The 25,005-nt window shown below is 75.0% G+C and carries 19 protein-coding genes, 4 tRNA genes, 1 other RNA gene and 1 pseudogene; 15 read left to right on the top strand and 10 right to left on the bottom strand.

From position 1 onward, the window contains the following. Positions 1-287 precede the first annotated feature (287 nt). The 4 genes from ACGF1Z_RS23060 (at position 288) to ACGF1Z_RS23045 (ending at position 1,183) form a co-directional block, all read left to right on the top strand. Complete coding sequence (locus ACGF1Z_RS23060) at positions 288-635, top strand: Lsr2 family protein (RefSeq protein ID WP_393006808.1); 348 nt, start codon at positions 288-290, stop codon at positions 633-635. Between the two features lie 100 nt (positions 636-735). Beyond that, a tRNA-Gly gene (locus ACGF1Z_RS23055) sits at positions 736-807 on the top strand. A gap of 81 nt (positions 808-888) precedes the next feature. Beyond that, positions 889-961 (top strand) — tRNA-Gly (locus tag ACGF1Z_RS23050). A gap of 146 nt (positions 962-1,107) precedes the next feature. After that, a tRNA-Gly gene (locus ACGF1Z_RS23045) sits at positions 1,108-1,183 on the top strand. 44 nt (positions 1,184-1,227) lie between these two features. On the opposite strand, the gene ACGF1Z_RS23040 is transcribed toward ACGF1Z_RS23045, so the two are convergent. The 6 genes from ACGF1Z_RS23040 to ffs all read right to left on the bottom strand — a co-directional run bounded on the left by ACGF1Z_RS23040 (position 1,228) and on the right by ffs (position 9,822). Continuing rightward, positions 1,228-2,139: a phosphoribosylaminoimidazolesuccinocarboxamide synthase gene (locus ACGF1Z_RS23040; RefSeq protein WP_393006806.1), complete on the bottom strand. Its 912-nt coding sequence runs from the start codon at positions 2,137-2,139 to the stop codon at positions 1,228-1,230. A gap of 88 nt (positions 2,140-2,227) precedes the next feature. Then, a complete protein-coding gene (locus ACGF1Z_RS23035; RefSeq protein ID WP_393006804.1) occupies positions 2,228-3,688 on the bottom strand; it encodes a N,N-dimethylformamidase beta subunit family domain-containing protein in 1,461 nt (486 codons plus the stop codon). A 169-nt stretch (positions 3,689-3,857) separates the two neighbouring features. After that, positions 3,858-5,945 (bottom strand): hypothetical protein, encoded by a 2,088-nt coding sequence (locus tag ACGF1Z_RS23030; protein WP_393006802.1) that lies wholly within the window; start codon positions 5,943-5,945, stop codon positions 3,858-3,860. Between the two features lie 273 nt (positions 5,946-6,218). Further along, a complete protein-coding gene (purD, locus tag ACGF1Z_RS23025) occupies positions 6,219-7,469 on the bottom strand; it encodes a phosphoribosylamine--glycine ligase (RefSeq protein ID WP_393006800.1) in 1,251 nt (416 codons plus the stop codon). A gap of 61 nt (positions 7,470-7,530) precedes the next feature. After that, complete coding sequence (locus ACGF1Z_RS23020; RefSeq protein WP_393006798.1) at positions 7,531-9,687, bottom strand: DNA polymerase III subunit gamma and tau; 2,157 nt, start codon at positions 9,685-9,687, stop codon at positions 7,531-7,533. 36 nt (positions 9,688-9,723) lie between these two features. Beyond that, positions 9,724-9,822: signal recognition particle sRNA small type (ffs, locus tag ACGF1Z_RS23015), an RNA gene on the bottom strand. A gap of 116 nt (positions 9,823-9,938) precedes the next feature. On the opposite strand from ffs, the gene ACGF1Z_RS23010 reads away from it, so the two are divergent. The 3 genes from ACGF1Z_RS23010 (at position 9,939) to ACGF1Z_RS23000 (ending at position 14,147) form a co-directional block, all read left to right on the top strand. Further along, positions 9,939-10,026: transfer RNA gene (locus ACGF1Z_RS23010), tRNA-Ser, on the top strand. Positions 10,027-10,408: 382 nt separating this feature from the next. Further along, positions 10,409-11,683: a M23 family metallopeptidase gene (locus ACGF1Z_RS23005; RefSeq protein ID WP_393006796.1), complete on the top strand. Its 1,275-nt coding sequence runs from the start codon at positions 10,409-10,411 to the stop codon at positions 11,681-11,683. 211 nt (positions 11,684-11,894) lie between these two features. Beyond that, positions 11,895-14,147 carry a protein kinase gene (locus ACGF1Z_RS23000; protein ID WP_393006794.1) on the top strand — a complete coding sequence of 751 codons (2,253 nt, stop codon included), beginning with the start codon at positions 11,895-11,897 and terminating at the stop codon, positions 14,145-14,147. Positions 14,148-14,211: 64 nt separating this feature from the next. On the opposite strand, the gene ACGF1Z_RS22995 is transcribed toward ACGF1Z_RS23000, so the two are convergent. Continuing rightward, positions 14,212-14,772, bottom strand: a complete 561-nt coding sequence (locus ACGF1Z_RS22995; protein ID WP_393006792.1) for a hypothetical protein — start codon at positions 14,770-14,772, stop codon at positions 14,212-14,214. Positions 14,773-15,106: 334 nt separating this feature from the next. Then, positions 15,107-15,424: a hypothetical protein gene (locus ACGF1Z_RS22990; protein ID WP_393006790.1), complete on the bottom strand. Its 318-nt coding sequence runs from the start codon at positions 15,422-15,424 to the stop codon at positions 15,107-15,109. Positions 15,425-15,576: 152 nt separating this feature from the next. Between ACGF1Z_RS22990 and ACGF1Z_RS22985 the strand changes: the two genes are divergently transcribed. Both ACGF1Z_RS22985 and ACGF1Z_RS22980 read left to right on the top strand, forming a co-directional pair. Continuing rightward, a complete protein-coding gene (locus ACGF1Z_RS22985) occupies positions 15,577-16,206 on the top strand; it encodes a GNAT family N-acetyltransferase (protein ID WP_393006788.1) in 630 nt (209 codons plus the stop codon). A gap of 421 nt (positions 16,207-16,627) precedes the next feature. Further along, complete coding sequence (locus ACGF1Z_RS22980) at positions 16,628-16,855, top strand: DUF4287 domain-containing protein (protein WP_393006944.1); 228 nt, start codon at positions 16,628-16,630, stop codon at positions 16,853-16,855. Positions 16,856-17,002: 147 nt separating this feature from the next. Here ACGF1Z_RS22980 and ACGF1Z_RS22975 read toward each other — a convergent pair. Next, a pseudogene (locus tag ACGF1Z_RS22975) lies at positions 17,003-18,022 on the bottom strand (MFS transporter); the annotation flags it as partial. 136 nt (positions 18,023-18,158) lie between these two features. Here ACGF1Z_RS22975 and ACGF1Z_RS22970 point away from each other — a divergent pair. The 6 genes from ACGF1Z_RS22970 to ACGF1Z_RS22945 all read left to right on the top strand — a co-directional run bounded on the left by ACGF1Z_RS22970 (position 18,159) and on the right by ACGF1Z_RS22945 (position 23,368). Next, the gene (locus ACGF1Z_RS22970; RefSeq protein WP_393006786.1) at positions 18,159-19,136 is read left to right on the top strand and encodes a DUF5937 family protein; all 978 of its coding nucleotides are present in this window, start codon (positions 18,159-18,161) and stop codon (positions 19,134-19,136) included. A gap of 179 nt (positions 19,137-19,315) precedes the next feature. After that, positions 19,316-20,095, top strand: a complete 780-nt coding sequence (locus ACGF1Z_RS22965; RefSeq protein WP_393006942.1) for an alpha/beta fold hydrolase — start codon at positions 19,316-19,318, stop codon at positions 20,093-20,095. 10 nt (positions 20,096-20,105) lie between these two features. Continuing rightward, positions 20,106-21,167 carry an aldo/keto reductase gene (locus tag ACGF1Z_RS22960; RefSeq protein WP_393006784.1) on the top strand — a complete coding sequence of 354 codons (1,062 nt, stop codon included), beginning with the start codon at positions 20,106-20,108 and terminating at the stop codon, positions 21,165-21,167. Between the two features lie 275 nt (positions 21,168-21,442). Next, positions 21,443-22,639, top strand: a complete 1,197-nt coding sequence (locus tag ACGF1Z_RS22955) for a winged helix DNA-binding domain-containing protein (RefSeq protein WP_393006782.1) — start codon at positions 21,443-21,445, stop codon at positions 22,637-22,639. Then, a complete protein-coding gene (locus ACGF1Z_RS22950) occupies positions 22,636-22,824 on the top strand; it encodes a hypothetical protein (protein ID WP_393006780.1) in 189 nt (62 codons plus the stop codon). Before ACGF1Z_RS22955 ends, ACGF1Z_RS22950 begins: the two co-directional genes overlap by 4 nt. Before the next feature lie 109 nt (positions 22,825-22,933). Further along, entirely contained in the window at positions 22,934-23,368 is a 435-nt protein-coding gene (locus ACGF1Z_RS22945; protein ID WP_393006778.1) for a YciI family protein, read from the top strand. A gap of 119 nt (positions 23,369-23,487) precedes the next feature. Here ACGF1Z_RS22945 and ACGF1Z_RS22940 read toward each other — a convergent pair whose 3' ends face one another. Next, a complete protein-coding gene (locus tag ACGF1Z_RS22940; RefSeq protein WP_393006776.1) occupies positions 23,488-24,915 on the bottom strand; it encodes a DHA2 family efflux MFS transporter permease subunit in 1,428 nt (475 codons plus the stop codon). Positions 24,916-25,005 lie beyond the last annotated feature (90 nt).

Raw genomic sequence — 25,005 nt, 5'->3', positions numbered from 1 at the left:
GTACCTGCCTCCAAATTCTACGCGGGTAGAAGTCTGAAGGATCCTACAAAACACCCCCGCACACCGGGCCGCCGAATTCAAGCGGAATATCACCCGCCGACGGAGACACGCGGAAACAATTGACTGGGCTTCACAATGCGGGACCGGGCGCTGTACAAAGGGAATGCAGAGCAACTCCAACGAGCACAGCGTTGCCCCCGGAGCGTCGTCACCTCGGCATCACCGCACGTCAGAGCGGTGAACCCGGACCGAAACGAGCGGCCCTCCGCAGGAAAGGACCGATATCCGTGGCACAGCGTGTGGTGGTCACTCTCTTCGACGACATCGACGGCGGAGAGGCGGCGGAAACGGTCGCGTTCGGCCTGGACGGGAAGACGTACGAGATCGACCTGAATCCCGCCAATGCAAAGAAACTGCGCAAGGCCCTCGCCCCCTACCTGGCCGCCGGCCGGAAGCTGAGCGCCAAGCCGGGGACCGGTTCCGGCCCGAAGGGCGCCCCGGCAGCGCAGAAGCACACCGTGCTCGCCCCCGATCCGGCCGCCGTCCGCGCCTGGGCGCAGTCCAACAAGATGGACGTCCCCGCCAGGGGCCGCATCCCGAAGCGGGTCTACGAGGCCTTCCTCGCCGCGAGCTGACCCCGCACGCGGAAGCCGATTTGCCACGCACCCCACATGATCCGCTAGAGTCTGGAGCACGCCGAGGGGCGAGGCCGCAGGGCCGGACCTCACGCAGCGTGCGGGTGTAGTTCAGTAGCAGAACAGCCCCCTTCCAGGGGGAAGGCGCAGTGTGCAATTCCTGTCACCCGCTCTGCATCGCGATTACCGAGCACTCAGGTGCATCAGGTACAGTGGTGCTCGCACCGCCCGGTGAAAGCCGGTCGGGAGCAATGCGGACGTGGCTCAGTTGGTAGAGCATCACCTTGCCAAGGTGAGGGTCGCGAGTTCGAATCTCGTCGTCCGCTCAGGGAGCAAAGGCCCCGGTTCTCAGGAACCGGGGCCTTTGTCGTATCGCTCACGGAGTGTGGCGACCACCACAGCCCACGGCCCGGGAAACCGTGTCATCGGCACCCGGCATCCTGTGTATAGTTAGCAGCGCGCTACGGCGCATGCGGACGTGGCTCAGTTGGTAGAGCATCACCTTGCCAAGGTGAGGGTCGCGAGTTCGAATCTCGTCGTCCGCTCCATGCAGAAGCCCCCGGTCGAATCGACCGGGGGCTTTCTCGTTCCCTCAGGACCAGGCGTGGCCGGTCAGCAGCTCGAAGGCCTCGATGTACTTGCCGCGGGTCTTCTCCACGACCTCACTCGGCAGGGCCGGCGGCGGCTGCTCGCTCTTGCGGTCCCAGCCGGAGGCCGGCGACGTCAGCCAGTTCCGCACGATCTGCTTGTCGTACGAGGGCTGGGCGCGGCCCGGCTGCCACTCGGCGGCCGGCCAGAAGCGGGAGGAGTCCGGGGTGAGGACCTCGTCGGCGAGGACCAGGCGCTCGCCCTCCGGGGTGCTCTCGAAGCCGAACTCGAACTTCGTGTCCGCCAGGATGATCCCGCGCTCGCGCGCGATGTCCCGGGCACGGGAGTAGACGGCGAGGGTGGTCTGACGGAGCAGTGCGGCCGTCTCCGGGCCGACCTGGCGGGAGACCTCCTCGTAGGAGACGTTCTCGTCGTGGTCGCCGACGGCGGCCTTCGTCGCCGGCGTGAAGATCGGGGCCGGCAGCTCCGAGCCGTCGACCAGGCCCTCGGGCAGCGCGAGGCCGCAGACCGTGCGGGACTCGTCGTACTCCAGGAGTCCGGAGCCGGTGAGGTAGCCGCGGGCGACGCACTCGACCGGGACCATGTCCAGGGACTTGCAGACCAGGGTGCGGCCCGCCCAGTCGGCCGGGGCCCCGGCGGGGAGCTCGGTCGACAGGACGTGGTGGGGGACCAGGTCGGAGAGCTGGTCGAACCACCAGAGCGAGAGCCTGGTCAGCACCCGGCCCTTGTCGGGGATCTCGGTCGGCAGCACCCAGTCGTACGCGGACATGCGGTCGCTCGCCACCATGACGAGGTCGCCCGCCTCGTTGCGGTACAGGTCGCGAACCTTGCCCGTGTGGAGATGGGTCAGGCCCGGGACCTGGACAGGTTCGGGCTTTTCTACGAATCCGGACACGGTTCCTCCGCGTAGGTTGATCCAGGAGCGTGTCCGATTCTCTCGCACATCCCGGCGGTCCCGGGCGCCGGGCCCTGTGACCCCCCGCTCAGTCCCTCTTGCAGATGCGGTCGAGGAGGTTCGCCGTGGCCCGCTGGATGCGGCTGTCCACATGGCCGGGGCGGTCGAGCGCCGGCGACCAGGCGAAGGTGCCCGAGGCGAAGACCCAGGCGCCGGACGGCGCCCGGTAGAGACTCGTCTCCTGGTGCCGCAGGGCCCCTTCGCTGTCCCGGTACGGCGAGTGGGAGAGCAGGATGCGGCCCTGGTGCTCGGGGAGCGCGGTGCGCGGGAAGTAACGGTCGGCCTCGCCCGCGACCAGCCCGGGGACCTCGTCGCCGTCGCCGGCGCCGGTGGCCTCCCAGAGCCAGTGGCCCGCGTTCCGTACGACCAGCGGGTGCGGTTCGGGCACCCGGCCCGCGTACTGGATGCCGAGCAGCTGCTGCTCGGGCCGGTCGACCTCCCGCCAGAGCGCGGCGCGGCCCGGGCCCCGGCGCTTGCGGCAGGTGAGGAGCCGGTCCGGGGCGCCGGACGGGGACGGCGCGAGCTCCACCTGCCAGTACATGGTGTTGGCGGAGAGGAAGACCAGTGAGGTGCCCTGGTCGCGGGCGAGCTCGACCGTACGGCGCATGGGCACCGACCAGTACTCGTCGTGGCCCGGGAAGACCAGGCCCCGGTAGCGGCTCGGGTCGACCCGGCCCGCGTGCAGGTCCCGGGTCTCCGCGTACGCCAGGTCGTAGCCGTAGCGCTCGGCCCAGCGGATGAAGTCGTAGGCGTGGCCCACGTGCAGCGGCAGGCCCGCGCCCGCGTACGGACGGTCGAAGGACACGGTCACCGCCGCGTCCTCCTCGCCGAGCAGCCGGCCCTCCTCGTCCCACGCGTGATAGAGGCTGGCGCCGGTGCGGCCGTCCTCCGGGTACAGGTTGTACGCCTGCCAGGTCACGTCCGGCAGGACGAGCAGCAGGTCCGCCGGGTGGCCGTCGCGGACCGTGAAGGGGATGTGGGAGCGGTAGCCGTCGGCGGTGGTGAGCACGGCGACGTAGGCGCCGATCGACCAGTACGACGGGACCTGCAGCCGCCAGGACTGCCACCAGTGGTGGCAGGACACGGTCCGGTCGGCGGTCAGCGGGGCCGGCTGGACGATCCCGGACAGCCGCGGGCTGGTGGTGATCTTGGCGGCGCCGTCCCCGCCGTAGTGCCCGATCCGGTAGATGTCGACCGAGAACTGCTGCGGCGGGTCCACGGTGACGTGGAAGTCGATCGCCTCGCCGGGCGCGACGGCGCCGCTCGACACGAAGCCCTTGATCTGGCCGTGCACGTCGTCGGCCGTGCGGGGACCGCCGGTGCCGCCGCGGGCCAGGGTCTCGTCCGCGTACCAGGGCACCATCTGGCCGGTGTCGTCGAAGTAGTTCTCCGAACCGCGCAGCCAGGGCAGCGGGCCCTGGCCGAAGGGATCCGAGACCGCATGGGCGAGCGCGCCCGATTCCCACCGCCTGATCTGCTCCGCCCCCATGCCGCGCCCTCCCTCGACTCCCCCGGTCGGCCGGTCAGTGCCTGTGGATACTGCCTCTGTCAGTGCCGGTCTCCAGCACATCACATAACGCACGCACTCCGTCACCCTTCGTCGTGAATTGGCGGGAGTGGAAGTCGGTCCTCCGGGTCCGGGGCATCGGCCGGCCGCCTCAGACCAGGCGTACGGGCTTCTCCGGGCGCACCCCGGTCCTGGCCAGCCAGGCGCGCAGGGGCTCCGGATCGCCGTCCTCGACGAGCGCCAGGACGACGCCGGTCAGATCCGTGCTCCGCTCGCCCCGGACGAACAGGGCCGGCCCGTCCAGCCAGTCGAGCCCCGGCGCGGCCTCGGCCGTGTCGACCGCCGCACAGCAGACCATCGCCGCCACGTGGTCCGCGAGCAGGTCCCGTCCGCTGCGCGGCGGCTGCAGCGGGAACAGCGGCAGCGGCCCGTCCGGTCCCTCGGCCGCGGGCGCCGCCGGCCGCAGCCCCTCCTCGCGGGCCGCCTGGGCGGTGAGCGCGGCGGCGAGGGCGTCGGCCACTCCGCCGTCGCCGGCCTGCGGGGCGGCGAGGTGGGCCATGACGCGAGAGAGGGTGGGGGCGCCCGAGGCCGGATCGGCGGCGCTCCCGGCCGCCGGTGCGCGGGTGGCGCCGGCGGCGGTCCCGGCCGGGGCGGGGGCGGCGTCGGTCCCGGCCGGGGCGGGCGCGGTGGGGCTGTCGGGGGGTGCGGGGGCGGCGCTTCCGGCCGGGGCCGGGGCGGCGGGGCTGTCGGGGGGTGCGGGGGCGGCGCTTCCGGCCGGGGCCGGGGCGGCGGAGCTGTCTGGGGGTGCGGGGGCGGTGGGGCTGCCCTGGGGCGCAGGGGCGGCGGAGCTGTCGGGGGGTGCGTCGGCGGCGGTCCCGGCTGCCGGGGGGCGGGCGGCGTCTCCGGCGCTTCCTGCTGCCGGGGCGCGGGTGGCATCGGCGGCGCTTCCGGCGGAGGCGGAGGGGGCGCTGCCGGCGGAGGCGGGTGTGGCGGGGTCCGGGGCGGTGGGTGCTCCCGGCTCGTGGGCAGGGGTCCCCGGTTCCCGGGCGACCGTCGGGCCGAGGCGGTCCAGGACCTGGTGGAGGCGCGACGCGTCGGTGCGCCATTTGCGGTCCACGACCTCCTCCGCGTACTCGCTCCACTGCACGGGGGCCCAGTCCGCGCCCGGCTCGGCCGGGGCGCCGTGGAAGAGGCGGGCGGCCAGCAGGGAGGTGGCCTCGTCGACCGCGCCCGGCTCCTCCAGGAGGTCGCAGGCGGGGCGCTCGCCGAGGCGGGAGGTGAAGCCCTCGGCGAGGCGGTCGCGGCGGGACAGCTCGGTGAGCGCGGAGACCACGCCCGCGTCGAGGTGGGTGGGCCAGCGGCCCATCCGCCAGGCGGGCAGCGCCACTCGCGTCAGCAGCCGGTCCCAGCCCGCGTAGGCGAGGCCGACCTGCTCCTGGGCGACGATCCGTACGCCGTAGTCGACGGCCTGCGCCCGCTCGGAGCCGGCCGCCGCGACGCCCCGCTCCATCTCGGCCACGTGATCGCGGCAGCCCTTCAGCAGGATCGCGGCCAGCCGGCCCACGCCGGCGGCGCCGAGCCTGCGGACCGGGTCGAGGCCGGGCTGCCGGGGCACCGCCACCGCCGCGTCGAGACCGCGCACGAAGCGCCGGGCCGCGGCTATGTCGGGGTGCGCCGCCGGGCCGGTGCCGGCGACGACGGGGGCGAGGACGGCGCGCAGCTCGCCGACCCGCATCCACCACAGGAAGGGAGAGCCGATGACCAGGACGGGGGCCTCCCCGGCCTGGTGGCCCTGGTGCCGGGCGTGCGCCGGGTGCGAGCGGTCCTCCAGCCAGCTGTCGCAGTCCGGGGTGAGCGCTATCGCGGAGGGGGCGGGGACGCCGAGCCGGTCGGCGAGGTCGCGCACCAGCCGGTAGAGGTCGGGGGCGGAACTCTCCGCGAGCTCCACCGTCGGCGTCATGGCCGGCCGGGAACGCGCCACGACCAGGGCGACGGCGGCCGCCACGAGCAGCACGATCACGGCGATGACGGTCACCACCCAGCGCGCGGCGTCCCAGCCCGGGCCGGTGAAGTGGTCGGTGACGCCGCCCGCGTAGAGGACGACGGCGACGGCGGCGGGAAGGACCGCGAGACCGAGGGCCCTGCCCCGCACGCGGAGCACCGCGAGGGCCCGGGTGCGCGCGGCGCGCGCGCCGAGCTCCTCGCCGAGTGCGGTACCGGTGCCGGTCACGCCGTCCATCACCCCCTCCTGCCCTGTCCGGGACTGCCCGTGGCGGTGTTGCTCACTCCCCCACTGTGGCACCCGCCACCGACATCGCAATGTCGGTGGGCCAAGTGCCGGAGCACACCCGGAAGCTCACCGGGAACGCCTTCGCCGCACCCTAGTTGGGGCGTCGGCGGGCGTCATCCAGATGGGCGAGCCGTCACCCGATGGAATGGCTTTGGGCAAAGGTGATGACGTCGGCGCGGCCGTGCGCTTCACTGCACGACCGCGCCCTGGAGGCGCCGGGCGTCAGCCCCGGGCGGCCTTCTCGGCGATGTCCGTACGGTGCTGCGCACCGTCAAGACGGATACGGCCGACCGCCGCGTAGGCGCGCTCGCGGGCCTCGGTCAGGTCCGAACCGGTGGCGGTCACCGACAGCACCCGTCCGCCCGCGCTCACGACGGCGTCGCCGTCCCGCTGCGTACCGGCGTGGAGGACGTAGGCGTGCGGCGCGTCCTTCTCCGCGACCTCGGCGAGGCCCTCGATCGGGTCGCCGGTGCGCGGGGTGCCCGGGTAGTTGTGCGAGGCGACGACCACGGTGACGGCCGCCTCGTCGCGCCAGACGAGCGGAGCCTGGTCGGCGAGGGTGCCCTCGGCCGCGTGCAGCAGCAGTCCGGCCAGGGGGGTCTGCAGACGGGCGAGCACGACCTGGGTCTCGGGGTCGCCGAAGCGGGCGTTGAACTCGATGACCCGGATGCCGCGGCCGGTGATGGCCAGACCCGCGTAGAGCAGACCGGAGAACGGGGTGCCGCGGCGGCGCAGCTCGTCCACGGTGGGCTGCAGGACGGTCGCGAGGACCTCGTCGACCAGCTTCGGGTCGGCCCACGGCAGCGGCGAGTAGGCGCCCATGCCGCCGGTGTTCGGGCCCTCGTCGCCGTCGAGCGCGCGCTTGAAGTCCTGCGCGGGCTGCAGCGGGAGGACGGTGGTGCCGTCGGTCACGGCGAAGAGGGAGACCTCGGGGCCGTCGAGGAACTCCTCGATGACGACCCGGTCGCAGGCGAGGGCGTGCGCCCGGGCCTCCTGGACGTCGTCGGTCACCACGACGCCCTTGCCGGCGGCGAGGCCGTCGTCCTTGACGACGTACGGAGCGCCGAAGGCGTCGAGCGCCTCGTCGATCTCCTCCGGGGTGGTGCAGACGTAGCTGCGGGCGGTGGGCACACCGGCGCCGGCCATGACGTCCTTGGCGAAGGCCTTGGAGCCCTCCAGCTGTGCCGCCTCCCGAGAGGGGCCGAAGGCCGGGATGCCGGCCGCGCGGACGGCGTCGGCGACACCGGCGACGAGCGGAGCCTCCGGGCCGACGACGACCAGGTCGGCGCCGAGCTCGCCGGCGAGAGCGGCGACGGCGGCGCCGTCGAGCTGGTCGATGGGGTGGAGCTCGGCGACCTCGGCGATTCCGGCGTTGCCGGGCGCGCAGTGCAGAGCGGTGACGTCGGGATCGAGGGAGAGGGAGCGGCACAGGGCGTGTTCGCGGGCGCCGCCGCCGATGACGAGGACCTTCACGCCAGCCAGGGTAGCCCGAGGGGCGGGATGCCCCTTGTGCGGGCCACCGAGCGAGACGCGCCTACTCGTTCGTGTATTCCTCCAGGACCGTGGCGCCGAGCTCGCGCACGATGAGCTCGTGGCCGGACAGGGCGGAGTCCACGAGGTCCGGGTCGTCCTCCTCCGGGACGTCGTCCTCGGGCGCGACCGGCGGCGGCGCCTGCGGGGCGGGCGCGGCGGCCGGGGCCTGCACGGGAGCGGGAGCCGGCGCCGGGGCGGGCGCGGCGGCCTGCGGGGCGGACTGCGACGGCGCGGGGGCCGGGGCGGGCGCGTACGCGGGGGCCTGGGCGGGCGGGGCCGGCCGGCCGCCTCCGCCGAAGCCGCCACCGCCGCCGAAGCCACCTCCGCCGCCGCCACCGCCGGAGAAGCCGCCGGCGGCCGGGGGCGGGTTGGCGCCGCCCGAGGGGTCGATGATCGCCTCGATCCGCCACTGCACGTTGAACTGCTCGCCGAGGGCCGCCTTCAGGACGTCCTCGCTGCCGCTGCTCGCGAAGTTGTCGCGGGCGCCCGCGTTGAGGAAGCCGAGCTGGAGGGTGGTGCCGTCGAAGCCCGCGACCTGCGCGTTCTGCGAGAGCAGGATCCAGGTGAACCGGCGGCGGTTCTTGACCGCCTCCAGGATCTGCGGCCACATGTTGCGCACCTGGGCGGCACCCGCGGCCATGTTGCCGGAGCCGCCGGCCGCCGCGGCAGGGGCGGCCTGGGGCGCGGGGGCCTGCGGGGCGGGCGCATGCGACGCCGGGGCGGCCGCCGGGGCCGGTGCACCGGGCCAGGCGCCGGGCCCGCCGCCACCGGGCCGCGCGGCCCCGGGCCAGGCACCGGGCTGCGGCTGGGCGGCGGGGGCGGCAGGCGGGGGTGCCTGCTGGGGCGCGGGAGCCTGCTGGGGCGCGGGAGCGGGAACCTCCCGCACGGGGGCGGGCGCCGGCGCGGGAGCCGGCGGAGGGACGTGGGCGTCGGGCCCCGGCACGTACCCCATCTGCGGCGCGGGGGAGGTCGTCGTGAACACGGCCGGGGGCGCGTCGGCGGCGCCGCGCTCGAGCCGGTCCAGACGGGCCTGGACCGAACGCTCGTCGTCGAAGGCGCCGGGCAGCAGCACGCGGGCGCAGATCAGCTCCAGCTGGAGCCGGGGCGACGTGGCGCCGCGCATCTCCGTGAGACCGGCGTTGACGAGGTCGGCGGCGCGGCTGAGCTCGGCGGCACCGAAGACGGACGCCTGCGCCTGCATGCGCTCGATGACGTCGACGGGGGCGTCGACGAGCCCCTTCTCGGCGGCGTCGGGCACGGCCGCGAGGATCACCAGGTCGCGCAGCCGCTCCAGGAGGTCCGCGACGAAGCGCCGCGGGTCGTTGCCGCCCTCGACCACCCGGTCGACGACCTCGAAGGCGGCGGCGCCGTCGCCGGCGGCGAAGGCGTCCACCACGGAGTCGAGCAGGGATCCGTCGGTGTATCCCAGGAGCGACGTGGCCATGGCGTACGTCACACCGGCCTCGGTGGCGCCGGCGAGCAACTGGTCCATCACCGACATCGAGTCACGCACGGACCCCGCGCCGGCCCGGACGACCAGCGGCAGGACCCCGTCCTCGACCGGGATCCCCTCGCGGCCGCAGACCTCGCCCAGATAGTCCCGCAGCGTGCCGGGCGGGACGAGCCGGAAGGGGTAGTGGTGGGTGCGCGACCGGATGGTGCCGATGACCTTCTCGGGCTCGGTCGTCGCGAAGATGAACTTGAGGTGCTCCGGCGGCTCCTCCACCACCTTCAGCAGGGCGTTGAAGCCCGCCGAGGTGACCATGTGCGCCTCGTCGATGATGTAGATCTTGTAGCGGCTGGAGGCGGGCCCGAAGAAGGCCTTCTCCCGCAGGTCACGGGCGTCGTCCACACCACCGTGCGAGGCGGCGTCGATCTCGATGACGTCGATCGAGCCCGGCCCGTTCCGCGCGAGGTCCCGGCAGGACTGGCACTCGCCGCAGGGCGTGGGGGTGGGACCCTTCTCACAGTTCAGACACCGCGCGAGGATCCGGGCGCTGGTCGTCTTGCCGCAGCCGCGGGGCCCGCTGAACAGGTACGCGTGATTGACCCGGTTGTTCCGCAGCGCCTGCTGCAGCGGGTCGGTGACATGCTCCTGCCCGATGACCTCGGCGAAGGACTCGGGGCGGTAGCGGCGGTACAGCGCGAGAGACGACACGTATACGAGGTTATAGGCGCCCACTGACAACCCGGGAACGCAAGCGCCCCCCACGCACCCGCCAGAGCCGACCTACCCTTGCTGCCTTCCGGCCCTGGGGGAGTTCAGTCAGATAGCGCCACGTGAGGGGCTGCGCCCAGAGTACCCGATCCCGGCCCCGGCCCGTCCCCCCTCCTCGACCTGCACCCTTGGCCGCCCCCGCTCCACATCGTGTGCGCGAGCACCCTCTCCGGTCATGTAATGTTCTCCACGGAGGATTCGCCTAGAGGCCTAGGGCGCACGCTTGGAAAGCGTGTTGGGGGCAACCCCTCACGAGTTCGAATCTCGTATCCTCCGCCAGTGCCTCACCGGGCACGTTGTCGAAGGGCCCCACCGTTCGCGGTGGGGCCCTTCGACGTTTTCCGGGTCTGGGGGTACGCGCAGCAGCTGACGTATGCCGACGTGCGCCGGCTCGGTCACGCCCTCGACGCGGGCGCCCCCCGTCACGATCGCACCGCAGTGGCTCGCCGAGGTTCGTCGGGCCCGTGGGCGCGCGGGGAGCGCCCACGGCGCTGCCCGGAGGCGGGGCCGCCGGGCGGTGCGGCTGGACGGGTGTAGTTCGGCGCCCGGCTCCGGCGCCCTCCGCCAGGAGTGACGCGGCGCCGGATTACATGGGCCTGCGCCTCTGCGCGGGGCGTGCCGGCGTCGTTCGCGGCCCGGATCCGACGAACGAAAGAGCGCAATGGCAGAGCGCGACCCTCGCAAACGCACCGGCCGCAGCCCGCTACTTCGCGGGCTCGCCGCTGCCGTGCTCGCGGCCGGCATGCTGGTGGCCTCGGCGGAACCCGGATTCGGGGCCGGCGCGGCCCATCCGGCGCCCATCGCACAGTTCACGCCGCTGACGGCGGCGGTGATGACCGAACCGGCGCCCTTCGTCGCCACGGACGACAAGACGCACCTCTCGTACGAGCTGCTCACCACGAGCGCCCTGTCCACCCGCACGTCGCTGCGGCTCGACCGCGTCGAGGTGCGGGACGCCCGCACCCATCAGGTCGTCGGCTCGCTGAGCGGGCAGGCGCTGGCCGACGCCGCCAATCCCGTGGGCGACCCCCTGCCGGGCGCGGACGCCTACACTCCGGCTCCCCCGGCGCCCACGCCGACCGTCATCCCGGGCTCCCAGCAGTGGATCATCTGGATCGACCTGACCTTCGACCGCGGTCAGCGGGTACCGAGGGTGCTCGAACACCGTCTCTCCGGTGCCGTCCTGAGCCCTTCCGGTCCCTCCCCGTTCGAGGAGACGGTGCAGCCCACCAGGACCTCCGGCACCCCGCCGCTGAACCTGAACCCGCCGGTCCGCCCCGGCACCTGGTACTCCAGCGAGTCCTGCTGCGGCAACACCCACCACCGGCGCGGCCTCGCCCCCATCAACGGCCGCTTCTACGTGCCGCAGCGCTTCGCGATCGACTGGTACCGGGTCGGTGAGCAGGGGCAGACCTGGCAGGGCGACCCCGCGCTGCTCACCAGCTACCTGAGCTACGGTCAGCCGATCGTGGCCTCGGCCGGCGGCAGGGTGGTGCAGGTCCAGGACGGCGTCCCGGACAACACCCCGCCCCGGACGCCGCCCATCCCGCCGATCGAGGACACCGTCGGCAACCACGTCACCGTCGAGGTCGCCCCGGGCCGCTTCCTCCTCTACGCCCACATGAAGCCCGGCTCGCTGAGGGTCCGGGAAGGCGACCGGGTCGACCCCGGTCAGGTCCTCGGGCTGATCGGCAACAGCGGCAACTCGACCACGCCGCACCTGCACTTCCAGGTGATGACCACGCCCCAGTTCTTCCCGACCGACAGCCCGCCGTTCACCTTCCGGTGGTTCCGCGTCGTCGGCCACGTCGACCCCCGGATCTGGGACGACAACCTGGGCCTGCAGCCGACCGGCGTCCTGCCGATCACGCCCTCGCCGTACGACGGTCCGCACCGTGCGCGCTATCCGCTCGACCGCGAGGTGCTGGAGTTCTGACCGGACTCGCTCCGAGGCCCGGTCCGCATCGGCGGACCGGGCCTCCGCCGTTCCCCGCCCCCCGCCGGCTCCCGCGGTGACGGGTTCGCGGAGAGCAACGCGGTCGCCGTGATCGCGAACCCGTCCCGCGGACGGTCCCGGGCCGCTAGCGTCTGCTCGGGGCACGTGAAACGGGGACGGCCGCGCCGGGGCGCGGGGGGAGCGTGGGGGCATGCAGCCGCTGGCAGCGGACGATCCGCGGCAGGTGGGCGGGTACCGGTTGCTCCGGAGACTCGGCGCGGGCGGGATGGGGCGGGTCTACCTCGGGCGGACCCCGGGCGGCCGGACCGTCGCCGTCAAGGTGGTCCGTCGCGACCTGACCGAGGACTCCGAGTTCCGGGCCCGGTTCCGCCAGGAGGTGGCCGCCGCCCGGCGGGTGGGCGGCACCTGGACCGCGCCGGTCCTCGACGCGGACACCGACGGCGAGCTCCCCTGGGTGGCCACCGGCTACGTCGCCGGGCCCGCGCTCGGCGCCGCCGTACGGGAGTTCGGCCCCTTGCCCGAGCCGGCCGTGCGCACCCTCGGCATCGGCCTCGCCGAGGCGCTCGCCCAGGTGCACGGCCTCGGGCTGGTCCACCGGGACGTCAAGCCGTCGAACGTGCTGCTGACCCTGGACGGGCCGCGGCTGATCGACTTCGGCATCGCGCGGGCACTGGACGCCACCACCGGGCTCACCCGGTCCGGACAGGTGTTCGGCTCGCCGGGCTTCATGTCGCCGGAGCAGGCGAACGGCCTGCCCGCCGGGCCGCCCAGCGACGTCTTCTCCCTCGGCGCGGTGCTCGCGTACGCGGCGACGGGCACGATGCCGTTCGGCTCCGACGTGAGCGCGCCCGTCCTGCTCTACCGGGTGCTGTACGAGGAGCCCGACCTCTCCGGGCTGACCGGCCCGCTGCACGCCCTCGTCCGCGACTGCCTGGCCAAGGACCCGTCGGCCCGCCCCACACCCGGCGTGCTGCGGGAGCGCCTGGGCGACGACGGCGCCGCGGCCGCCCGGCTGGGGCACGGGGACTGGCTGCCCGCGGCGCTGGCCGCGGCGGTCGGCCGCAGCGCCGTGCAGCTGCTGGACCTGGAGGGGGAAGCCGGGGACGGGGAGAGGGAAGCCCGGAAGGGGGAGGGAGAAGCCGGGGACGGGGAGAGGGAGGCTCGGGAGGCGGAGCGGGAGGCCGGGGACAGGGGCCGGGAGGCACGGAAGGCGGAGCGGGAGGCCGGGGACAGGGGCCGGGAGGCACGGGAGGGTGCGGCCGCCGGGTACCCGGCTCCGGCCCCGGCGCCCGAGACGGCGGCCGGGAACCCGGCTCCCGCCGGGAACGAGGCCGCTCCCGGCGAGGATCCGGGCGCTGCCGTCGGCAGCCGGACCGCTGCTCCCGAGGGTGGAGCCGTACCTCCCGCGGGCGGAGCCGTACCTCCCGAGGGTGAGCCGTCCCCCGGGGGCGGAGCCGTTGCTCCCAGGGGGGCCGTTCCTCCCGGGGGCGGGGCCGTTCCTCCCGCGGGTGAGCCGTCCCCCGGGGGCGGAGCCGTACCTCCCGAGGGCGGGGCCGCTGCTCCCGGGGAGCCTGGGGGCGGCGGGGCGGCGGGGGGCGAGCGGGCGGACCAGGAGGCGAAGCCCCTGCCGGGCGGCGGTGTGCCCGCGACCCCCGGTGCGGACGGGACCCCCGGTGCGGACGGGACCCCCAGTGCGGACGGGACCCCCGGTGCGGACGGGACCCCCCGTACGCCCGGGTTCGGGCCGCCGGCCCCGGCGGGTTTCGGTCCGGCGACCGTGGGGCCCCTGGGGCCGTACGCGCCGGCTCCTCTCCCGACGCCGCCGGTACCGGACCGCGCGCCGTCCTCCCGGCGCCCCCGCGGCCGGCGGGGGTACGGGGTCCTGGCGGCCGTGCTGGCCGGCGTGCTGGTGCTGGGCGGCGGATACCTGCTGGTCGAGCAGCTGCGGAAGAACGACGGGCAGGACGCGGGGAAGGACCCCGGGCGGACGGCCCCGTCCGGGGGCGGGACGACATCCGCCGCCCCGCACGCGAGGACCCCCGGGCCGACCGACACCGGCCCCACGCCGAGTACGGCTCCCGGCGCGGGCGTCATCCCCGCGAAGTTCCTCGGTACCTGGGTCGGCGAGAGCAAGGGTGCCGACGGGGCCGTCACCACCGTCACCCTGACCCTCGTGCAGTCGGCGCCCAGCCAGGAGAAGAGCAGGATCCGCGTCGAGACGCCGAGGACCGGCACGTGGTGCGAAAGCGCGTGGACGCTCACCGACGCCGACCAGGGCCGGGTCACCTACGCGTCCCGTGTGACGGGGTCCTCGCCCGACGAGAAGTGCGTCGTCGGGGACGTGACCTACCCCCTGGTCAGGACGCTGGCGGACGGCGGCCTCCTGTACACCAGGGACCTCACCGAGCCGGGCGCGCTCATGACGCTGCGGAGGAAGGGTTGAGGCGGTCGGCACGGCCGTCGCCGCCGCGGGGGCGGCCCGGCCGCGGCGCCCCGTCGGGCCCCGGTCAGACCGGGCAGGGCCGGTACTCCAGGCTCAGTTCGCGATCGACCGCGTAGCTCGTGCGCATCGCCGCGGCCCCGACCTGCTCCCACGAGCCGTACTTCGCGTACAGCTGGTCGGCCGTCGGGCCCAGCGGGTTGCCGTACTTGGCCTGGTTGCGCTCCTCCAGGATCCGGACCTCTTCGGGGGTCATCCCGGCCCGGGTGATCTCCTTGGCCTGGTTGCGCATCTCGACCAGCTCGCGGGCGACCTCTTCCTCGGTGGCGCCCGCGGCCCGCATGTCCGCCTCGGTCCGGTGCATGTCCTCCAGGAGGCCGTGGTAGCGGATACGGGTCCGCTGGGCCTCGACCTTCTCGTCCATCGGCATCACCCGGATCCGGCACACGACCGGGTCCGTGCTGGGACAGGGCTCGTCGGCGGGGGCCGGCGGGGCGAGCGGGGCCGTGATGACCGAACCGCAGGCCTCGGCCGCCGTGGCCACCGAGGTGACCCCGGTGGCCAGCAGGGCGACGGCGGCCGCGAACGGCAGCAGGGCACGGCGCGACAAGGAGGGGGAAAGGCGCATGGGCGCATCCTCGGCAGCTGCACCGCGCCCTTCGCGCAGGCGCACCGGTGAACACCCCTCCGGGGTGATCGGCGCACCGCGGTGGCGAGGCCGGCCGCACTGTCATCCCGTCGGGGCGGGGCTGTCGCTCGGGGCGGCACCGGCCGCGACGACCCGCACGGCCCACCCCCGCGGCGCGGTACTCGCGGCGCTCGCGCGGCGCGGAGGAGGCGGCGCCCCGACGGGATGACAGTGCGGGCGGCGCCCCGGCGGTGCGGCGGCGCCCCGGCGATGCGGTGCAGGCGCCGGGTGGGGGGCGCGGGCCGGTCCGGGGCCGGGGAGCGGACGGCCCGGATCAGCCGTAGTTGTCGCTCGCCAGCCGCAGGGCCAGCTCCTGGAGGATCGACTCGGTGTCGGGCTGCGCGCCGGCGGCGTCATGGGCGTCGGCCACGGCGTCGAAGGCGAGGATGAAGCCGTTGACGAGGGCGCTCAGCGGGTCGGAGAGCTGCGCGAGCACCGACAGGCCGGCCTCCTCCGCGGTCGCCTCGGCCGGTACGGCGAACTGACCCGGGATCACCTCGCCCAGGAGGTCGGAGACGAGACTCTCCTCGACTCCCCCGCGCAGCGCCGTGAGTGCGGCGATGGCCTTGATTTTGATCTCGTTCTCCGTCACGTCCCGAGCCTAGGAGCAGGCGTGAGTCCCCGGGTGGAAATCGCGCGACACGCGGGAGGCGATCTGCGAGGCTGCGGGCGATCACGCGGGCCCGTGACGGGCCGTGGCACGGGCCACGGCGCGCGGACCGCGACGGGGAGGGTTGGCAGGCGATGACGTTCACGCTCGAAGGGCCGGTCCTGGAGGGCGATCTCGTCCGCCTGGAGCCGCTCGGCCACCGCCACGCCGCGGACCTCGCGGCCGCCGTGACGGAGAACCGCGACACGTACACGTACACGTGGGTGCCGACGGCCGCCGAGGTGGGCGCGTACATCGACACCCAGCACGGCCGCGCCGCGGCCGGCACGCTCGCGCCGTACGCCCAGATCCGGAAGTCCACCGGCCGCGCCGTCGGGGTCACCTCCTTCTGGGACCCGCGGCTGCGGCCCGGCGGCGGCGCGCTCCAGGCGGTCGAGGTCGGCTTCACCTGGCTGGCCGCTTCGGCGCAGGGCACCGGCGTGAACACCGAGGCCAAGTACCTGCTGTTCCAGCACGCCTTCGAGGTCTGGGGTGTCTCCCGCCTCGACCTCAAGACCGACGCCCGCAACGCGCGCTCCCGCGCCGCGATCGAGCGGACCGGCGCCCGCTTCGAGGGCGTCCTCCGCAACTGGTCGGCCTCCTGGGCCCCCGGTGAGGAGGGGCGCCTGCGCGACTCGGCGGTCTTCTCGGTGACGGACACGGAATGGCCGGAGTGCCGGGAGCGGCTGCGCGAGCGGCTGGCGGGGTACGCGGTGGCGCGCTAGGAGCGGGCGCCCGGGCACGTGCCCTGTCGGTCCGTCCCCACTGTCGGTCCGTCCTCACTGTCGGTCCGTCCTCACTGTCGGTCCGTCCTCGCTGTCGGCCCGTCCCCACGGCCGCCCCGGCCCCCACGGCCGCCCCTTGCGCGCGGTCTCCCCTTGCGCGCGGTCTCCCCTTGCGCGCGGTCTCCCCTTCCGCTCGGTGGACGCGTAGGCGAGTTCGGCACGTCCGCACGGTCTCCCCCTGCCCACGACCCCTCGTAAGCGGAGAAGATCGAAAGAGACCGGCGCCCCACCGATGAGTTCTCGGTGGGGCGCCGGTCTGCCCTCTCGTACGTCGTCGGTCCCTCCGCAGCGAGCGGTCCGGCGGTGTGCCGTCCGGTCGTCAGCAGCGCTCGGCCGCATCCCGCAGAGAAGAGGTCGCCTCATGTCCGCCACGCCCGCCACGGTCAAGGGTCCCGCCAGCTACTTCCCCTCCATCGAGAAGAAGTACGGCCGTCCCGTCGCCGAGTGGTTCGAGCTCATCGACGCCTCCCCGCTCACCCGGCACATGGAGCTCGTCTCCTGGCTCAAGTCCGAGCACGGGCTCGGCCACGGCCATGCCAACGCCCTCGTGGCCCACACCCTCGCCGGCCGGAACGGCGGCGGCCGCTAGGGCGGAGCGGGCGGTCACGCGGCGGGACAGCGTGAGGGTGACGGCCGCGGTGGTCAGGCCGGCGACGAGGGCCGTCCACCAGAGCGCGGCCGGGCCGGCGCCGGTGTAGACGGTCACGCCCAGGGTGAGGGCGCCGAAGCGGGCGACGCCCCAGGTCCAGCTGTACGCGCCCTGGTAGCGGCCGCGGGCGTGGGCGGGCGCCAGGTCGGCGACGACGGCGGCCGCGATGCCCGCGACGACCACCTCGCCCAGGGACCAGATCACGACCGAGAGCGTGAACGCGAGGATCCCGTCGGCCACCCCGGTCAGGGCGACGCCGACCGCGATCAGCGCGCTGCCCGCGGCCTGCACCGGGATCTGCGGCAGGCGGGCCAGGCGGGCCGTCGCGAAGGGCTGGACGGCGACCACCAGGACCGCGTTGACGGCCGCCATCGCGCCGTACACGGCGGGTGAGAGACCGCTGTCGTGGATCGCGAGCGGCAGGGCGACCTCGGTGAGCGAGTAGACGAAGAGCTGCACGCCGTAGAGCGGGAGCAGGAGCATCGCCAGCCGGTCGCGGAGGACGACGCCGTAGCCGAGGCCGTCGCCCGCCGCGCGCGGCCCGCGGGGCGGCTCCGTCAGACGGGTCACGACGATGCCCGCGTAGATGAGCATGGTGCCGGCGTCGACCGCGAAGAGCAGCCAGTAGCCGTGGGCGGCGAGCAGGCCGCCGAGGACACCGGAGACGGCCGTGCCGATGTTGACGCCCCAGCCGAAGAGCGCGTACGCCCGCTGCCGGCGTTCGGCCTCGACGGCGTCGGCCATCAGCGCGTACGCGGCCGGCGGGACGACCGTCCCGGCGGCGCTGATCAGCAGCGCGGCCGCGGCCATCGTCCACACCCCGGGCGCCACGAACAGCGCGCCCTGCGCCGCCGCGGCCCCGATCAGGCCGATGAGCATCGTGGGGCGCCGGCCGAGGCGGTCGGCGAGGACGCCGCCGACGGCCGGGCCGAGGAGGTTGCCGGCGCCGAGCGCGCCGAGCACGTACGAGGTGTCGGTGCCGGTGACGCCGCGCGAGGCGAGGAAGAACACCAGGAACGGGGTGACCATGTGGCCGAGGCGATTGACGATCGTGCCGCCGAACACGGTCCAGACGGTGGCCGGAAGGCCGGTGAAGGAGGAGGGCATGCGCCGAGACTGCGCCCCTGCCCCCACCGCCCTCCAATGATTAAGCTCAGGCCGAATCCGGATGCTCGTCCGGCCCGCGGCCTCAGGTCGGCTCCGCGGCCGGGCGCGTCCCGACCGCGGCTCGTCAGGGGGACCCATGGAGTCCGAACTCAGCTTTTCCGCCGCCGATCTGGCCCAGACCCGCTTCGCCGTCTCCCCCATGTGGGAGGTCGTCACCAGCTTCCGTCTCCTCCGGGAGGACGTCGACCCGCCCCTGCACCGGCGCTGGGCCGCGCAGGTACGCCCCCGGGTCGCCCGGGCCGGGCTGGACCGCGGGCTGCTCGCCAGGCTGGTGCCCGGCGGGACCTTCCTCGCCGACTTCCTCACCCCCACCCCCACCGGGCCCTTCCCCACCCTCGCCGGGGAACTCGACGCCATCCGCGGGGCCTCCCCCGAGCTGATCCGCCGCGACGCCGGCAAACTCCCCGTCGCGGAGGGGGACATCGACCTCGACCGGCTCTGCGCCGAGATCGAGACGTACTGGGAGCTCGCGCTCGCCCCCTACTGGGCCCGGATCCGCAGCCTCCTGGAGGCAGACGTCTTCCACCGCGCCCGTCAGGTCGCCGAGCACGGCTCCGCCCGCGTCCTGGGCGAACTCCACGAGACCGTGCGGTGGGACGACGGGACGCTCAAGCTGGTCCGGCGCTCCTGCTCGCTCACCCGCGACAAGGCCGGCTCCGGACTGCTGCTCATCCCGTCCGCGTTCGCCTGGCCCAAGGTCCTGACCCGTTCCGTGGCCCCGGACCCGCCCCAACTCGCCTATCCCGCGCGCGGGATCGGCAATCTGTGGGAGCCCCGCACCACCGGCTCCGCGACCGAGGCCGTCGCCGCCGTCATCGGGCGCTCGCGCGCCCTCCTCCTCGCCGAACTCGACACCCCCGCCTCGACCACCCAACTCGCCGCGACGACGGGCCTGTCGGCCGCCGCCGTGTCCCAGCACCTCATCGCCCTCAAGCACGCCGGCCTGGTCAGCGCCCACCGCAGCGGCCGGTCCGTGCTCTACGCCCGTACGGCCGTCGCCGACGCGCTGCTCTGCCCCGGCAGCCACGCCGACCGCCAGCTGGAGACCCTGTGACCGCCGTCCCGCCCGCCCACGACCCGGCGCAGGCACCGGCCTCCCGCCAACCCTCCCGCGAGCCCTCCCAGGAACCGGCCCGGGAGCCCTCCCAGGAACCGGCCGGGGATCCGGCCCAGACGCCGGCCCCGTGCCCCTGGACCGAGCGCACCCTCGTACGCGACGGGGTACGCCTCTCCCTGCGCGACTGGGGCGGCGACGGCCGGCCGCTCCTCCTGCTCCACGGGCTCGCCGGGCACGTCGGCGAGTGGGACGCCCTCGCGCACCGGCTCCGCGCCGACGGCCACCGGGTCGTCGCCCTCGACCAGCGCGGCCACGGCGCCAGTGAGCGGCGCCCGGCCGACGTCTCCCGGACCGCCTACGTCGACGACGTCCTGGCCGTCCTGGACGCACTCGGCCTGAGGGCGCCGGTGCTCGTCGGGCAGTCCTACGGCGGGCACGCCGCCCTCCTCACCGCCGCGCGCCACCCCGCCCGCCTGTCCGGCGCCGTCCTGGTCGAGGCCGGCCCCGGCGGCATCGGCCCGCAGGCGCTGGCAGACGTCGGGGACTGGCTGCGGGCCTGGCCGGTGCCGTTCCCGTCCCGGGAGGCGGCCGTCGCCCACCTCGGCGGCGGGCCCGTGGGCGAAGGCTGGGCGGACGGCCTGGAGGAGCGGGACGGCGGACTGCGGCCGCGCTTCGACCCCGAGGTGATGACCGCCTCGCTGGCCGAGAACGCCGGGCGGAGCTGGTGGGAGGAGTGGGCGGCGATCCGCGTGCCGGTCCTCGCCGTGGTCGGACAGCACGGTTTCCTCGCGCGGGAGGAGTACGACGGGATGGCCCGGCGGCTCCCCGCGCTGCGCGGCGCCTGCCTGCCGGGCGCCGGGCACGACCTGCACCTGGAGCGGCCCGAGGTGCTGCACCGTCTGGTGGCGGGGTTCCTCGCCGAAACCCCTTGCCCTGGAGCGGACTCCAGGTCCTAGGGTGCGGCCCATGCGCTATCGGATACTCGGCGGGACCGGGATCGAAGTCAGTACGTACTGCCTCGGCACGATGATGTTCGGGGCGGTCGGCAACCCCGATCATGAGGACGCCGTACGGATCATCCATGCCGCCCTCGACCGGGGCGTGAACTTCGTCGACACCGCCGACATGTACTCGGCGGGCGAGTCCGAGGAGATCGTCGGCAAGGCACTGCGCGACCCGCGGCGGCGCGAGGAGACCGTGCTGGCCACGAAGGTGTACTTCCCGGTCGGCGGCGAGGGCCCCAACCGGGGCGGCTCGTCGAGGCGTTGGATCGTCCGGGCCGTCGAGAACAGCCTCAAGCGGCTGGGCACGGAGTGGATCGACCTCTACCAGGTGCACCGGCCCGACCACCGCACCGACATCGAGGAGACCCTCGACGTCCTCGGCGACCTCGTCTCCCAGGGCAAGATCCGCGCCTTCGGCTGCTCGGCCTTCCCCGCCGAGCAGATCGTCGAGGCGCACGCCGTCGCCGAGCGGCGCGGTCTGCGCCGCTTCCGCAGCGAGCAGCCGCCGTACTCGCTGCTCGCGCGCGGCGTCGAGACCTCGGTCCTGCCGGTCGCGCAGCGGTCCGGGATGGGGGTGCTGACCTGGGCGCCGCTGGCTTCCGGCTTCCTCAGCGGCAAGTACCGCAAGGGCCGGCCCGTCGACCTCACCAGCGGGCGGGCCGCGCTCACCCCGCACCGCTTCGACCCGGCGCTGCCGGGGAACGCGGCCAAGCTCGACGCGGTCGAGCAGTTCGCCGCGCTCGCCGACGAGATCGGCTGCACGCTGCCCGAGCTGGCGGTCGCGTTCGTCGCCGCGCACCCGGCGGTGACGTCGGTGATCCTCGGACCGCGCACGCGGGAGCAGTTGGAGGGCCTGCTGAAGGGCGCCTCGGTGGTCCTGACCGACGAGGTCCTGGACCGCATCGACGCGATCGTGCCGCCGGGCACCGATCTCTATCGCGCGGACGGCGTCTGGCAGCCGGCCGCCCTGACCGACCCGGGTCTGCGACGCCGGCCGGTGGGGGAGCGCGCGGCCGCGGACTGAGCCGCGCGAGGCGGGCCGCCGGCCGGGGTGCCCGCCCCCGTCCCGGCCTGCCGCCGTCCCGGCCCGCCGCCGTCCCGGCCCGCCGCCGTCGCGCCCCGCTCCTAGCCCACCCCTCCGAGCCCACCCCACCGGGCGGCGCGACGCGTCCGCCCGTCTCCCGTGCCCGGCGGCGGGGTGCGCCGGTCCGGGGCGGTCCCGGTCGACTCTTCGGCAAGAAGGACGAGTTCGTGAGAACGGTGACGGACTTCCCGGCCCCCCGAGGCCATCCTGGGGCCATGAGCGAGAAGAGCACGGGGACGACGAGAACGATCGGCGCCGGGGAGCGCCGGGCCAGGCTCGCGCTACGGCACCGACTGGCCGGGGCGGCACGGGTGTCGACGGCGGAGGAGGTCGCCGGCGCCCTGGTGGCGCTGCACGCGACGGACCCGGCGACGGTGTTCCTGGCGGTGGGGGCGCGGCTCACCGCGGACCGTGACCCGGTGGCGGAGGTCGAGCGGGCGCTCTACGAGGACCGGACGCTGACGCGCATGCACGGGATGCGGCACACGGTCTTCGTCGTCCCGACCGCGCTGGCGGCGGCCGTGCACTCCTCCTCGTCGGAGGCGGCCGCCATGCGCGAACGCGCGTCGCTGGTGCGGCAGTTGGCGGCGGGCAGCGACTACGACGAGGCATGGCTGGCCGAGACCGAGCGGCAGGTGCTCGCGGAGCTGACGGACCGGGGCGAGGCGACGGGGACGGAACTCGGCGCCGCGGTGCCCCGGTTGCGGGCGCAGTACGTGTACGGGGTGGGCACCAACCAGGAGGGCCCGCAGTCGGTGTCCAGCCGGATCCTGCGGCTCCTCGGCATGGAGGGCCGGATCGCCCGGGGCCGCCCGCAGGGCGGCTGGACGTCGAGCCGCTTCCCCTGGGCGCTCGTCCCGCCGCACAGCGACCTCCCGGCCGCCGAGGCGCAGGCGGAGCTCGTACGGCACTGGCTGGCCGCGTACGGGCCGGCGACCGAGGCCGACCTGAAGTGGTGGACGGGCTGGAAGGTCACCGACGTACGCCGCGCGCTGTCGGCCCTCGGCACGCGACGGGTCGCGCTCGACGAGGGCGTCGGGCACGTCCTGCCGGCCGACCTCGACCCCGTACCCGACCCGCCCGAGCCGTGGGCGGCGCTGCTCCCGGCCCTGGACCCGACGCCGATGGGCCGGCAGGCGCGCGACTGGTACCTGGACCCGGATCACCGCCCCGCCCTCTTCGACCGCAGCGGCAACATCGGCCCGACGGTCTGGTGGAACGGCCGCGTCGTCGGCGGCTGGGCGCAGCGCCCGGACGGCGAGGTGGTCTGGCGCCTCCTGGCGGACGTGGGCGAGGAGGCCGTGGCGGCGATCCGGGCGGAGGCGGCGCGCCTGACCGCCTGGGTCGGCGACGTGCGGGTCACCCCGCGTTTCCGTACGCCCCTGGAGCGGGAACTGGCGGCGGGCGCGTGACCGGCGACGTCCTGCCGATATCGGCCCGGCGCACCTCCACCGCCCTCCTGCTCGCCGGGCCGGCCGCGCACCGCGGTCTGACCGCGCGGGTGGCGGTCCTCGACGTGGTGCTGCGCTCCGCGGGCCCGCGCGGACGGGTCGCGGAACGGGACCGTTCGTACCTGAGGGCCCGCCCGAACAGGTGACCTCCGGCGAGGTGCCGGGAAACGCGCACCGGCTCCGACGTCTCCTGTGAAGGGACCGCGGCAGGCGACCCACCCACCGCGCGAGCCCCGGCAACCGAAGGAGAACGTCATGAAGTACCTGGTGATGGTGCAGGGCGCACAGGCCGACTACCTCGCCATGAAGGGCAGGGCCTCGGACCACAGCCCGGCCTGGAGCGAGCAGGATCTGAGGGCGATGTTCGCCTACATGAACTCGGTCAGCGACGACCTGGCCGAGACGGGGGAGCTCGTCGACGCCCAGGGCCTCGTCGAGCCCGCCAGGACCCGGTTCGTGACCGCCGACGCCGAGGGCCGCCCGGTCGTCACGGACGGCCCGTACGGCGAGACGCAGGAGGTCCTCGCCGGCTACTGGGTCCTCGACTGCGCGAGCCTGGACCGCGTGACGGAGATCGCCGCCCGCGTCGCCCAGTGCCCGGCCCCGCCCGGGTCCCCCGTCTACCCGGTGGTGATCCGCGCGATCGACGAGGGCGGCGGCAGCGACCTGGGCGACGCCGCGACCGCCTGAGGCCTTGCCCGCCCACGGAGAGGACCTGCCACGCACAGGTCCTCTCGGGCGTGCTCCCGGGCCGGGCGGGTGCGGGTGCGCGTGCGGGTGGCTACTCGTGGGCGGGCGGGCGGCTTCGTTCAGTGCGCGTGCGGGCCGCCCGTCAGGTGGGGGGTGCCCTTCGGGACGAGGAGGGGGGTGAGGAGGGCCGTCAGGGCGGCCGCGGCCGTGAGGAGGGTGAAGGCGGTCGTGAAGGCGGCCGGGTCCGGGCCGTCCAGGGCGGTGGCCGCCACGGTGGAGACGGCGGCCACGCCGAGGGAGCCGCCGAGTTCGTGGCTGGTGTTGACGATGCCGGAGGCGAGGCCGGCCTCGTGGGGGGTGATCAGGCCGAGGGCGGTCGTGGTCGCCGTGACGAAGACGGCGCCCAGGCCGAGCGCGGCGACGGTCAGGGAGGGCAGCAGGGTGGACCAGGGGCCCGCGTCGGCCGGGAGGAGGGCCTGGGGCAGGAGGGCGAGCGCGGTCAGGGCCGTGCCCGCCGTCGCCAGGGCGCGGGGGCCGGCCGTGGCCACCAGGCGGGAGCCGAGGTGGGCGCCGAGGGCGGTGGCGACGGCGACCGGCAGGAAGAACAGGCCGGTGCGCAGGGCGGACAGGTGGTGGACGTGCTGGAGCAGCACCGAGCCGAGGAAGAAGAAGGAGATCAGCAGCCCGGTCGCGACCAGCATGAGCAGGGAGCCCGCGAGGACCGGGCGGCGGGTGAGCATCCCCGGGTCCATCAGGGGGGCGGGGCTCGTCCTCTCGGCGGCGAGGAAGAGGGCGTAGAGGACCGGGGCGGCCAGGAGCGGCAGCAGGGCCGGGGGCGAGGTCCAGCCCGTGTCGCCCGCGCGGATCAGGCCGTAGACGAGGGAGCCCGTCGCGGCGGTGACCAGCAGCGCGCCCGGGAGGTCGAGTCGGGCGGGGTGCCGGGGCGGGGCCGGCAGGACGCGGGGCAGGGCGGCGAGGAGGGCCGCGCCGACCGGGACGTTGAGGAAGAAGATCCACGGCCAGCCGGGGCCGTCCGTCAGCGCGCCGCCGAGGAGGACGCCGACGGCCGAGCCGCTGCCGCCGACGGCCGCCCAGACGCCGAGGGCGCGGGAGCGTTCGGGGCCGGGGAAGAGGGTGGTGACGAGGGCGAGCGCCGCCGGGGAGAGCAGCGCCGCGCCGGCGCCCTGCGCGATCCGGCCGCCGATGAGCAGGGGCGCGTCCGGTGCCAGGCCGCAGAGCAGGGACGCGGCGGTGAAGAGGGCGAGGCCGGCGAGCAGGACGCGGCGGGCGCCGAGCGCGTCGGCGAGCCGGCCGCCGAGCAGCATCAGGCCGCCGAAGCACAGGGTGTAGGCGGTGACCACCCAGGTCAGGGCGGTGCGGTCGAGGTGGAGGTCGGCGGCGACGGCGGGCAGCGCCACGTTCACGACGGTGACGTCGAGGACCAGCATGAACTGGGCGGCGCACAGCAGGGCGAGAGCCGCTCGGCGTCCCGCGGGGGCGGGGGCGCGGACGGGGGCGTGGGTGTGGACATCCGGGTGAGGCCTCATAACTGAACTGTACGGGACAGTTCAGTTATGAGGGAGGGGGCAGAGCGGGTTTTATGAACTCGACCGTTCAGTTCAGTCCGTGCCTAGGGT

The organism is Streptomyces sp. NPDC048018 (genome assembly GCF_043202995.1).
Classification (GTDB): Bacteria; Actinomycetota; Actinomycetes; order Streptomycetales; family Streptomycetaceae; genus Streptomyces.
The sequence above is the reverse complement of the archived record's forward strand: the minus strand, read 5'-3'. Positions and strand labels throughout refer to the sequence as shown.

Excerpts from the sequence above, each read along its gene's own strand:
- ACGF1Z_RS23035 (WP_393006804.1), bottom strand. The coding sequence starts at position 3,688 with ATGGGGGCGGAGCAGATCAGGCGGTGGGAATCGGGCGCGCTCGCCCAT.
- ACGF1Z_RS23030 (WP_393006802.1), bottom strand. The coding sequence starts at position 5,945 with ATGGACGGCGTGACCGGCACCGGTACCGCACTCGGCGAGGAGCTCGGC.
- ACGF1Z_RS23005 (WP_393006796.1), top strand. The coding sequence starts at position 10,409 with ATGGCAGAGCGCGACCCTCGCAAACGCACCGGCCGCAGCCCGCTACTT.
- ACGF1Z_RS23000 (WP_393006794.1), top strand. The coding sequence starts at position 11,895 with ATGCAGCCGCTGGCAGCGGACGATCCGCGGCAGGTGGGCGGGTACCGG.
- ACGF1Z_RS22995 (WP_393006792.1), bottom strand. The coding sequence starts at position 14,772 with ATGCGCCTTTCCCCCTCCTTGTCGCGCCGTGCCCTGCTGCCGTTCGCG.
- ACGF1Z_RS22985 (WP_393006788.1), top strand. The coding sequence starts at position 15,577 with ATGACGTTCACGCTCGAAGGGCCGGTCCTGGAGGGCGATCTCGTCCGC.
- ACGF1Z_RS22980 (WP_393006944.1), top strand. The coding sequence starts at position 16,628 with ATGTCCGCCACGCCCGCCACGGTCAAGGGTCCCGCCAGCTACTTCCCC.
- ACGF1Z_RS22970 (WP_393006786.1), top strand. The coding sequence starts at position 18,159 with ATGGAGTCCGAACTCAGCTTTTCCGCCGCCGATCTGGCCCAGACCCGC.
- ACGF1Z_RS22960 (WP_393006784.1), top strand. The coding sequence starts at position 20,106 with ATGCGCTATCGGATACTCGGCGGGACCGGGATCGAAGTCAGTACGTAC.
- ACGF1Z_RS22955 (WP_393006782.1), top strand. The coding sequence starts at position 21,443 with ATGAGCGAGAAGAGCACGGGGACGACGAGAACGATCGGCGCCGGGGAG.
- ACGF1Z_RS22945 (WP_393006778.1), top strand. The coding sequence starts at position 22,934 with ATGAAGTACCTGGTGATGGTGCAGGGCGCACAGGCCGACTACCTCGCC.
- ACGF1Z_RS22940 (WP_393006776.1), bottom strand. The coding sequence starts at position 24,915 with ATGAGGCCTCACCCGGATGTCCACACCCACGCCCCCGTCCGCGCCCCC.